Origin of the sequence: Streptomyces sp. W16, assembly GCF_033194735.1 — a bacterium.
Taxonomy (GTDB): Bacteria; Actinomycetota; Actinomycetes; order Streptomycetales; family Streptomycetaceae; genus Streptomyces.
The window spans coordinates 1-10,417 of the sequence record NZ_JAWOAI010000357.1 but is presented as its reverse complement, the minus strand read 5'-3'; the positions used below and the strand labels follow the sequence as shown (position 1 = coordinate 10,417).

Annotated in this window: 11 protein-coding genes; 5 read left to right on the top strand and 6 right to left on the bottom strand. The window is 71.1% G+C overall.

The window, feature by feature from the left end:
* Nucleotides 1–107: 107 nt before the first annotated feature.
* Both R6V09_RS35400 and R6V09_RS35395 read left to right on the top strand, forming a co-directional pair.
* Complete coding sequence (locus R6V09_RS35400) at nt 108–1,502, top strand: carotenoid oxygenase family protein (protein ID WP_317885560.1); 1,395 nt, start codon at nt 108–110, stop codon at nt 1,500–1,502.
* A 121-nt stretch (nt 1,503–1,623) separates the two neighbouring features.
* On the top strand, nt 1,624–2,583 hold the full coding sequence (locus R6V09_RS35395) for an RNA polymerase sigma factor (RefSeq protein WP_317885559.1): 960 nt from the start codon (nt 1,624–1,626) through the stop codon (nt 2,581–2,583).
* Here the strand turns inward: R6V09_RS35395 and R6V09_RS35390 are convergent.
* The 4 genes from R6V09_RS35390 to R6V09_RS35375 all read right to left on the bottom strand — a co-directional run bounded on the left by R6V09_RS35390 (nt 2,557) and on the right by R6V09_RS35375 (nt 6,069).
* On the bottom strand, nt 2,557–3,153 hold the full coding sequence (locus R6V09_RS35390; protein ID WP_317885558.1) for a cysteine hydrolase family protein: 597 nt from the start codon (nt 3,151–3,153) through the stop codon (nt 2,557–2,559). The genes R6V09_RS35395 and R6V09_RS35390 overlap by 27 nt on opposite strands.
* A gap of 42 nt (nt 3,154–3,195) precedes the next feature.
* Nucleotides 3,196–4,614, bottom strand: coding sequence for an MFS transporter (locus R6V09_RS35385; RefSeq protein WP_317885557.1), 1,419 nt, complete (start codon nt 4,612–4,614; stop codon nt 3,196–3,198).
* A complete protein-coding gene (locus R6V09_RS35380; protein WP_317885556.1) occupies nt 4,611–5,081 on the bottom strand; it encodes a MarR family winged helix-turn-helix transcriptional regulator in 471 nt (156 codons plus the stop codon). Before R6V09_RS35380 ends, R6V09_RS35385 begins: the two co-directional genes overlap by 4 nt.
* 67 nt (nt 5,082–5,148) lie before the next feature.
* Nucleotides 5,149–6,069, bottom strand: a complete 921-nt coding sequence (locus R6V09_RS35375) for an alpha/beta hydrolase (protein ID WP_317885555.1) — start codon at nt 6,067–6,069, stop codon at nt 5,149–5,151.
* 149 nt (nt 6,070–6,218) lie between these two features.
* Between R6V09_RS35375 and R6V09_RS35370 the strand changes: the two genes are divergently transcribed.
* Nucleotides 6,219–7,091: a helix-turn-helix transcriptional regulator gene (locus R6V09_RS35370; RefSeq protein WP_317885554.1), complete on the top strand. Its 873-nt coding sequence runs from the start codon at nt 6,219–6,221 to the stop codon at nt 7,089–7,091.
* Between the two features lie 4 nt (nt 7,092–7,095).
* Here R6V09_RS35370 and R6V09_RS35365 read toward each other — a convergent pair whose 3' ends face one another.
* Both R6V09_RS35365 and nac read right to left on the bottom strand, forming a co-directional pair.
* On the bottom strand, nt 7,096–8,088 hold the full coding sequence (locus tag R6V09_RS35365; RefSeq protein ID WP_317885553.1) for a 2-hydroxyacid dehydrogenase: 993 nt from the start codon (nt 8,086–8,088) through the stop codon (nt 7,096–7,098).
* 123 nt (nt 8,089–8,211) lie between these two features.
* Nucleotides 8,212–9,126, bottom strand: coding sequence for a nitrogen assimilation transcriptional regulator NAC (gene nac / locus R6V09_RS35360; protein ID WP_317885552.1), 915 nt, complete (start codon nt 9,124–9,126; stop codon nt 8,212–8,214).
* 256 nt (nt 9,127–9,382) lie between these two features.
* On the opposite strand from nac, the gene R6V09_RS35355 reads away from it, so the two are divergent.
* Together R6V09_RS35355 and R6V09_RS35350 are read left to right on the top strand one after the other, a co-directional pair.
* The gene (locus tag R6V09_RS35355; protein ID WP_317885551.1) at nt 9,383–10,165 is read left to right on the top strand and encodes a LamB/YcsF family protein; all 783 of its coding nucleotides are present in this window, start codon (nt 9,383–9,385) and stop codon (nt 10,163–10,165) included.
* A 1-nt stretch (nt 10,166) separates the two neighbouring features.
* On the top strand, nt 10,167–10,417 hold a 251-nt coding region (locus R6V09_RS35350), incomplete at its 3' end, for a carboxyltransferase domain-containing protein (protein ID WP_317885550.1).

Below are 10,417 nucleotides of genomic sequence, written 5' to 3'. Positions count from 1 at the left end.
CGGCCGTCGCAACCGCGGCGGCGGGCGCCCCGCCGGTGTCCGTCGCCGCGGCCAACTCCGGCCCGGACCAGGGTGGTTCGGGCGCACGGCTCGACAAGGAAAGCACCATGACCGACGAGACAACCGTTCCGCTGTATCTCCGGGGCCGCTTCGCCCCGGTCCCCGAGGAGCACACCGCGGCCGAGCTCACCGTGCGCGGCTCCCTGCCGCCCGAGCTGGACGGCCGCTATCTGCGCAACGGCCCCAACCCGCTGCCCGGCGAGGACCGGGGCCACTGGTTCACCGGCCCCGGCATGCTGCACGGCATCCGGCTGCGCGGCGGCCGTGCCGAGTGGTACCGCAACAGGTGGGTCAGGACACGGGAGTTGGAGGGGCACCCCTTCGTCCGCGAGGACTTCAGCATCGACCTGGCCGCGACGCCCGCCAACACCCATGTGATCCGGCACGCCGACACCGTGCTCGCGCTGTGCGAGGTCGGCCTGCCCTACTGGGTCACACCGGAGTTGGAGACCGTCGGGCCGTACGACTTCGGCGGGAAGCTCACCACCGCGATGACCGCGCACCCCAAGGAGGACCCGGTCACCGGTGAACTCCACCTGTTCGGGACCGGGTTCGCGCCGCCCTACCTCACCTACCACCGGGTCACCCCGGAGGGCGAACTGCTCGACAGCCGCCCGATCGACGTGCCGGGCCCGACGATGATGCACGACTTCGCCATCACCGAGCACCACATCGTGTGGATGGACCTGCCCGTGGTCTTCGACGCCGGCCTGGCCGGGCGCGGCGGCATGCCCTACCGGTGGGCCGAGGCGTACGGCGCCCGGATCGGGATCATGTCGCGCGAGCCCGGCTCCACCGATGTCCGCTGGTTCGACGTCGACCCCTGCTACGTCTTCCATGTGGGCAACGCCTACGAGGACCCGCAGGGCCGGGTGGTGCTGGACGCGGTGCGCTACGACGACGCCGGCTTCCGGAAGGTCTGGGGCGACATCGGCGGACCCACCGGCCAGGGCGTCCCCGGCGTGCCGAGCGGCCAGGTCGGGGTGCGGGAACCGGGGCACACCCAGGCGCCGTCGGTGCTGTACCGGTGGATCCTGGACCCGGTGGCCGGCCGGGTCTTCGAGTCCCAACTCGACGACCGCGAGGCCGAGTTCCCCACCCACAACGAGACCCTCACCGGGCGCCCGAACCGCTACCTCTACACGGTCAACGGCGACGGCATCGCCAAGCACGACCTCGCGCGCCAGACCGGTGACGTCCACAAGACGCCCGGCAGTCGCTACTCCGGCGAAGCGGTCTTCGTGCCGGCGGCGGACGGCACCGCCGAGGACGAGGGCTGGCTGCTGTCGCTCCTCTCGGACGACGAGGGCGCGGCGGGCGAACTGCTCGTCCTCGACGCCGCCGACCTCTCGGTGCAGGCGGTCGTGGAACTGCCGTACCCGGTCCCGTCCGGCTTCCACGGCAGCTGGCTGCCCGAGGCCGGCAGCCGGTCCGAAGACTGAGCAACGCCCTTGCCGAGGAGCCGCTCCGGCGTATCTTCCTCGGCAAGGGCCCCTCGCCACGACGCACGAGGTCCCCGGCAGCACACCGTTCGCGATGCGTCGTCATGGAGGCTTCGGATTCATGGTGCCCCTCAACCACCCCACGGACGAGGAACTCACCCGCAGGGCCCAGGCGGGCGACTCCGGCGCCCTGGGGCTTCTGCTGACACGCCATCAGGCGCCCATGCGGGCCGTGGCGTTGAGCCTGCTCGGCTACGGCCCCGACGCCGAGGACGCCGTACAGGACGCCGCGTTGACCGCGCTGCGGCGCATCGGTGATGTACGGGAGCCCGCGGCCGTAGGGGCGTGGCTGCGGGCGATCGTAAGGAACTCTGCGCGGATGCGGCTGCGGGCCAACCGGGAGTTGCCCGGTCTCGACGGGCTGGAGCCTGTGCGGTTGCGTGACGACGAGCCGTCGCACCCCGAGCAGTTGATCGAGCAGCACGCGATGCGGGACTGGATCTGGGACGCGGTGGAGGAACTGCCGCAGCAGCAGCGGCTGGTGCTGATGCTGCGGCACTTCAGCGGGATCACCTCGTACCAGGAGATCGCCGAGGCCTGCGAGGTGCCGGTCGGCACCGTGCGCAGCCGGCTCAACCAGGCCCGGGCGAAGATGGCCAAGGTGCTGCTGTCCACCCGGACGCAGGGCCACGAGGACGCCGCCGCGATCACCGAGGACAGCCGGCAGGAGGCCGAGGTCACGCTGGACGGCGCGATGCGCGGTCAACTGCCCGGCGAGATCCTGGAGTTGTGGCCGGCGGAGACCGAACTGGTCGGCGTCCTCAACAAGGAGGGCGGACGCCTCCATCCCTTCCCGGCGATGCGGGAGACCCGGAAGAAGGGCGTGACCCAGCATCTGCGCCATGTCGTGGCCAGCCGGGACATCGCCATCTGGGAGATGGAGGCCGTCAACCCGGCCGGCATCTCGAACCCCTGCCCGCCCAGCCTCGCCTGGCTGATGTTCCGGCAGGGCGGGCGGGTGCAGAAGCTCCGGGTGGTCTTCCCGGGGACCCCGTCAGGCGGAGCGCAGCAGCCCTCGTAGAGCCGCCGTGTCGATGACGTGGGCCCGGGACGGGAACACCTTCTCGACCAGCACCCGGTGGGTCTCGTCGTCGGGGTCGGCGACGCCGTCGGCCAGGACGAGGACGCGGTAGTCGCGGTCGGCGGCGTCCATGACGGTGGACAGGACGACACCGCCGGTGCTGATCCCGGCGAGCACCAGGGTGTCGATGCCCCGCTCGTCCAGCTGCCGGTGGAGATCGGTGGTGGAGCCGGAGCCGTAGCGGATCTTGCGGACGACGACGTCGCCGTCCTCCGGGGTGAGCCGCTCGTCGATCTGGGTCGACGCGTCCTCGTGGTGCAGCATCTTCGCCCCGGCGACCCCGCTGAAGGTCGGGTTGTACTCGGGGACGGCCGCCCAGTCGTCCTCGGTGAAGGCGACGCGGACGTAGCCGATGGTGCCGCCGGCCGCGCGGACGGCGGCGATGGAGTCCTTGACCCGCTCGACGAGGGCGTCGGAGTCGGGTACGGCGGGGACGATCCCGTTCTGGAAGTCCATGACCAGCAGGGCGGTGCGCTCGGGGGCGATCGTGGGGAGGGAGGTGGTGCTCACGCGGGGTTCTCCTTGGTGGGGTTTTTCATAGGGGGTGGTCGGTCAGGTGGTTGTTTCGCGGCCCATCAACCGGCGGTCCAGGACGGTCAGCAGGAGGACCACGAGGCCCGCGCCGACCAGTACGAGGCCGAGGGTGTGCAGGCCGTGGTCGGTCACGCCGGTGCGGAAGACGATGCCGCCGATCACGGCGGAGGTGATGGTGCCGAGGTAGCCGAAGGTGCGGAACAGCCCGGAGGCGGTGCCGATCTGGTCGGGCGGCGCGGCGAGGTAGAGGGCGGTCTGGTTGCCGACGGTGGTGGCGGCCGAGGTGACGCCGAAGATCAGCGACACCAGCACGAGCGCGATCGCCGGGCTGTCCGAGGTGAGCAGCATGATCCCGGCCGAGCCGATCAGCATGGTCACCGCCGAGACGATCAGCGGGCCGCGCACCAGATTGCGGCGGGCCAGCGGGTGCGAGAGCAGCGCGGAGACGGCGCCCATCGGCAGCAGCAGGAGTCCCGCCGTCACGGTGGAGAAACCGTGCGCGGCCTCCATCCACTGCGTCATGCCGTACATCACCGAGTAGGTGCCGAGCAGGGTGAGCCCCTGGCGCAGATAGGTGCGGGTGAGGGCGCCGTTGGCGGCGAGGGCCCGGAAGTCGAAGAACGGCGCTGTCCTGCGCAGTTCCCACCAGACGGTGGGTACGGCGGCCAGCGCGAAGACGGCGAGGGCGGCCCAATTGAGCTGGGGGAGGTCCATCAGGAAGATGACCAGCGCGGTCATCGTCACGGCGAAACCGAGGATGCCGAGCAGGTCGATGCGGTCGGCGACCCGGCGGAAACGCCGGTCCGCGCGGTCGAGCGCGGGGTCCCTGGGCAGCCAGCGCACCGCCATCACCATCGCCATCACGGTGACCGGGATGTTGATCAGGAACGCCCAGCGCCAGCCGGCCGCGCCGACCAGCAGTCCGCCGATCGGCGGGCCCACGGCGGCGGTGGCCATGCCCGCGATCGCGATTCCGCCGAGCACTCCGCCCGGCGGGGCGTCGAGACCGGCGTCCTGGGCGCGGCGCCGGATCAGCACCATCGCGCAGGGGAAGGCTGCCGAGGTGCCGACGCCGACCAGGACGCGGGCGACGGTCAGCATCGCCAGGTTCTGGCCGAGGCCTCCGACGACACCGCCGAGCAGCACCAGGACGATGCCGCACAGGAAGACCCGGCGCGCGCCGAGCACCTCCGCCAGCTTGCCGGCGGTGGGCTGCGCTATCGCGCTGGCCAGATACAGCGAGGAGACCAGTACGGCGGTGCTGCCGACCGGGACATGGAGCTCGGTGGCGATCGGCACCAGGGCGGTCGCGATGATGGAACTGTTGACCGGGTTGAGGCTCGCGCCCACGTAGAGCGGGGTCGTGAAGGTCCAGGCGAACGGCTTGCGCGCGAGGTCGCGCGCCGCGGCGACGGCTTTGGCGGCGTCGGTCCTCATATGCGGCCGTCGTCCAGCTCGACCCCGGCGAGGCGCTCCAGCAACTCGATGGCCTTGTCCAGGTCCTTGCGCTCCGCCGGGTCGACGAGCTGGTCGATGGCCCTGGCCAGGAAGGTGGCGCGGCCTCTCAGCAGCTTGTCGATCAGCTCGGCGGCGGACGGATCGGCGCTCATCAGCTTCTTGCGGCCGTCCCGCGCGTCGGGCTCGCTGTGCACCAGTCCGGCGGCCTTCAGCACGGCCAGGCTCTGCGCGATGGACTGCGCGCTGACCCGTTCCAGCGCGGCCAGCCGCGCCGCCGTGACGGGCCCCTCCCGTACGACGCTCCCCAGCACGGCGAGCTGCGTGGGCGTGAGGCCGGTCGCGTGCTGCCCCGACTCGGTGCGCAGTCGTGCGCGCACCCGGATGATCGCGTCGCTGAGCCGCTGCGCGGTCGCGACGGTCGGCTGCGGCCCGGGGTTCGTGTTCATGGCCCCACCGTAAAACTCCACAAGTAACTTTGCCAAGTTACTTGTTGAGTTTTCCCTGTCTGCTGGATCACACGGCCAGTTGGGCAGCGAAGAAGTCGGTCAGTTTCTCGACGGCAGGCGTGACGTACTCGTCCTTGTCATAGAGATCGACATGCGAAGCGCCCTCGATCCACGCCAACTCCTTTGGCCCGTACGCCTTTTGGAACGCCTCCACGCTCATCCAGGACGTCACCGCCGCACGCCCGACGATCAGCAGCAGGGGCCGCGGCGCGATCAGCGCGACGGACGCGAACGCGTCGAAGGCGGCGATGCGATCCACGCTCGTCCAGGTCAGCGCCTTGGCCGAGCGGGGATGCCGGGCGCGCGGTGTGCAGTAGTACTCCCAGCCCTCGTAGACGTGCGGACCGCCCGCGCGCGCCTCCTCCTCGGTGGCGGGGAAGACCGGGAAACGCTGGACATCCGCGCCATGGGCCTCGGCGGTACGGGCCGCGGAGGCGGCGGCCAGCATGCCTTCCACGACGGCCGGGTCCTGAGCGCCGTCCGCGCCGAGCCGGAACTGCCGTGACATGTCTACGGCGCTGACCGTGCCCACGGCCCGGATGCGCGGGTCGGTCGCGGTCGCCGCGAGGGCGTAGCCGCCGGAGGCACAGATGCCCAGCGCCCCGATGCGGCCGGGGTCGACCTCGTCGAGGGTGCCCAGGAAGGAGACAGCGGCCTTCACGTCCTCGACCCGCTGCCCCGGGTCCTCCAGACTGCGCGGCTCGCCCTCGCTCTCACCCTGGTGGGCGGCGTCGAAGGCGAGCGTGACGAACCCGCGCTCGGCCAGCAGACGGGCATACAGACCGGAGGCCTGTTCCTTCACCCCGGTGCCGGGATGCCCGACCACGATCGCGGGACGCGGCGACCCGGACTGAGCCTCCCCGTCCGGGGTGTGGAGATGACCGGCGAGCTTCAGGCCGGCGCTGGAGAAAGTGACGTCAGTACGCATCGGGAGGCACTCCAGTCGGAGGAGAGGGAAGCCGCTGTTCACGGCCGTGCCCCCACCGTCACTCCACCCCACCCGGCGCCACCAGGGACGGCTCTGCCTATGCGGTTCTGTACCAGGCACACCGCCGCCGACCCGACGACACTGGAGGCATGGCAGACCGTGACGCGTCCCCCTCCGGCAACGAACTGGGCGACTTCCTGCGCGTCCGCCGCGCGGAATGCGACCCGCAGCAGGCGGGCTTCCCCGACGACGGCCGACTGCGCCGGGTACCCGGGCTGCGCAGGGAGGAACTGGCCCACCTCGCGCACGTGAGCGTCGACTACATCGTCCGCCTCGAACAGGGCCGCACCCGCCGGGGCTCCCGCGCCGTCCTGGACGCACTGGCCGACGCGCTCCACCTCGCCCCGGACGAACGCGCCTACCTCTTCGCGCTGGCCGAGGTCGCGCCGGGAGCATCCGCCCGGCCTGCCGGACGCTCCGAAGTCGCCCCGCGGCTACGGCAGTTGCTGGACACCATGTACGACGTCCCCGCGATGGTGCTGCACCGGGGCATGGACGTCCTGGCCTGGAACCGCGCGGCGACCGCGCTCCTCACCGACTTCGGCGCCCTGCCCCCGGCCGAGCGCAACTTGATCCGGCTCACCTTCCTCGACGCCGACTTCCGTGCCCTGTACGCCGATTGGCCCCGGGCCGCCCGCGAGTGCGTCGCCGTACTGCGCATGGAGGCGGGCCGCACCCCGCACCAGCCCGCGCTGGACACCCTGATCGCCGAACTCGGCGCCCGCGACCCGGACTTCCGCAGGTGGTGGGCAGAACATCAGGTGCGGGGACCGCGGCAACTCACCAAGACGTACGTCCATCCCGTCGCCGGTGAACTCACCCTGGACGTCCAGCAGTTCACCGTCGACACGCACCCGGAGCAGTTCCTCGTCGCGTACACGGCCCCACCGGACTCGCCTTCGCAGGAGGCGCTGCGATTCCTGCTGCAGTGGGCCGGCCTCAGCAGCACTCAAGCGGGGTGAGCGTTCAGCCGCCGACCGGCGCGCCCGCCACCGCCGAACTGCCGGGAAGAGGCGTACGGGCGGGCCGTTCGGCCAGCACGTCGAGGATGTTGTCCACCGCCAGGTCGACCATCGCGGCCCGGGTCGCCTCGGTCGCCGATCCGATGTGGGGGAGGGTGACCACGTTCGGCTCGGCGACCAGCGGGGACAACTCCCGTCCCATCGGCTCGCGTTCGAAGACATCGAGCCCGGCGGAGTGCAGGCGCCCCTCGCGGACGGCGTCCAGCAAGGCCTCTTCGTCCACGACCCCGCCGCGCGAGGTGCTGACCAGCGTGGCCGTGGGCTTCATCGCGGCCAGCTCGCGGGCCGAGATCAGATGGCGGGTCTCCTCGGTGAGGGGCACATGCAGGGACACGACGTCGGCGTCGGCCAGCAGCGCGGCCAGGCCGACCGAGGTCGAGAGGTCGTCGTCGGGGGCGTACGGGTCGTGGTGGATCACCCGCATGCCGAAACCGTGGGCCCGGCGGGCCACCGCGCGGCCGATCTGGCCGTAGCCGATCAGGCCGAGGGTGGCTCCGTGGACGTCCAGGCCGAGATAGTCGTGCATCCGGAACAGTCCCCAGGAGCCCTCCGCGAGGCTCGCCCCGGCCGCGCCGAGCCTGCGGCGGGCGGCGAGGATCAGCGCGAAGGTGAGGTCGGCGGTGGTCTCCGCGAGGACGCGGGGCGTGTGCGTGACGACGATGCCGCGTTCGGCGGCGGCGGCCCGGTCGACGTTGTCGAAGCCCATGCTGGCCAGCGCGATGACGCGCAGCGAGGGGCCGGCCGCGTCCATCAGAGCACCGTCGACCGGGTCGTTGCCGAGGGCCAGTACGCCGCTCACGCCGGGGGCGAGGGTGGCGAGGTCGGCGGGTGCGGGCTTGCCGGCACCGGGCCAGGCCACCAGTTCCGCGCTCTCGGAGAGGCGGTCCAGACCTCGGCCGGGCAGGTTTTCACGGGTGGCGAGGACACGCTTCTTCATGTGTTTCTCCAGTGACGAGCCGTGCATTACCGACCGGGCGAACGATTTCGCAGTGGTTGCGAGATGGTTTCGAAAAAACTAGCCGCGGCGGTCACCGGAAACAAATAGCGGATTCTTCTGACGCTATTGGCCTTCCTTATTCCTGTCGGTGTCGATCAGCTCCAGGAACAGATCGTGCACGGCCAGCGCGGGTTCCGAGAGCGGCTGATTGTCCGAGGTCACCACGGACAGTTTCACCGTGGTGACGGGTTCCACGATCCGCCGTACGGACAGGGCGCGGACATCGAGAATGGCGCGCGCCGCCGACCACGGCAGGACCGTCGCGCCGAGGCCCGCGTCCACGGCGTTGACGAGGGTCAGCGCCGACTCCACCTCACCCACCACGTTCAGCCGGAGCGACGACTGCTGGAAGGCCGCGTCCACCACCTGCCGGATCGTGTGGATACGGCTGGGCAGCAGCAGGGGCAGGCTCGCCAGCTCCTCAAGCCGCACCTCGCCCTGCCCCGGCGGCGCCGTGTCACCGGGCGCCTCGATCAGGAAGAGATCCTCGGTACGGACCGGCTCGAACTGCACACCCCGCAGCGGACCGGCGCCGTAGATGAACGCCATGTCCATCCGGCCGGTCATGATCGCCTCGCTGATCACCCCGCCGAAGTTCTCGTTGATGTGCAGCAGGATGTCCGGGTAGCGCTCGCGCACGCTCTTGAGCAGCGGCAGCGCGAGGGCCGCACCCAGGCTGTACGGCGCGAGGCCCACCGACACGCTGCCCGCGGGGGCCCGGCCGGAGACGTCGACGGCGGCCTGCGCGAGGTCCACCTGCCGCAGGATGAGCTGGGCATGCCGGTACAGCGCCCGGCCCGCCTCGGTCGGGGCGACGCCGCGCTTGCTGCGGATCAGCAGTTGCTGCCCGAACTGCGCCTCAAGGGCGGACAGTTGCTGGCTCAGCGCCGGCTGGGCGATGTGCAGGATGTCGGCCGCGCGCGTGATGCTCCCCGCGTCGATGATCTTGATGAACGAGTAGAGACGTCTGGTGTCCATTGCGCGGGGCCTTCCAGGTGGAGCGAAGCCTCATCGTAGGGAGGGATCACCCCGAAGCACAGCCCCGGCGGGTGGAGGGTGTGAGGGGAGTCATAGCGGTTCGCGATAACGCCAGACCGAACGGATATTGGCGATCACGCGGCGGGCGGAATAAGTTGTGCGGAACATCCAGGGCATCCGCATCCCGGAATTACCCTCCCCGCAGAATTCTCTTTCCCGGAGTTCCCCATTCCCGCATTCTCTCCCGGAGGACGTCATGACCCCCATGGTTGACCTCGTCGCCGATCTCGGCGAGGGATTCGGCGCCTACACAATGGGCGACGACGCGGCCCTTCTGGAGATGCTGACCTCCGCCAATGTGGCCTGCGGATTCCACGCCGGCGATCCCCGCATCATGGACGCGACCGTGCGGACCTGCGTGGAGAAGCAGGTCGCCGTGGGCGCCCACCCCAGCTTCCCCGACCTGATCGGCTTCGGCCGCCGCGCGATGGACCTCACCCCGGAGGAGGTCCGCACCGACGTGCTCTACCAGATCGGCGCACTCCAGGCCTTCGCCGTCGCCCACGGCACGCGAGTGCACCACGTCGCCCCGCACGGCCGCCTCGGCAACCTGGTCGCCGTACGCGCCGACTACGCCCGCGCCGTCGTGGACGCCGTGGCCGCCCTGGACGAGTCGCTGATCGTCCTCGCGCAGGACGGCGAGCTGGCCGACGCGGCCCGCGCCCGTGGACTGCGGGTCGGCATTGTGGGCATCGCCGACCGCGCGTACCGCGCCGACGGGACCCTCGTCCCGCGCTCCGAACCCGGCGCGGTGATCCACGACCCGGACGAGGTCGCCCGCCGCACTCTGCGCATGGTCACCGAGGGCGTCATCCGCAGCGTCGACGGCACGGACGTCCAAGTCGCCTGCGACACGGTCCTGTTGCACGGCGACAGCCCCGGTGCGATCGCCCTGGCCGGCCGCATCCGCGAGCAACTCCTCGCCGCAGGCGTCGAGATCACCTCGCTCGACAAAGTCCTCAGCGGCAAGGACGCCTGAGATGAGTGCCAACGTCACCATCGCCGACTGCGGCGACTCCGCCCTCGTCGCCAAGGCCGTCGGCCTGGACGCCGAACCCGCCTGGCGGCTCGTCCACGCCCTCGCCGACGCCCTCGACGCCGTCCGACTCACCGGCGTCCACGATGTGGTGCCCACCTACGACGCCCTGCTCGTCGAGTTCGACTGCGCCATCACCGACCACGCCACCGTCCGCCGCGTCCTGGCCCACGAGGCGGCCCGCCTCGGCCCGCA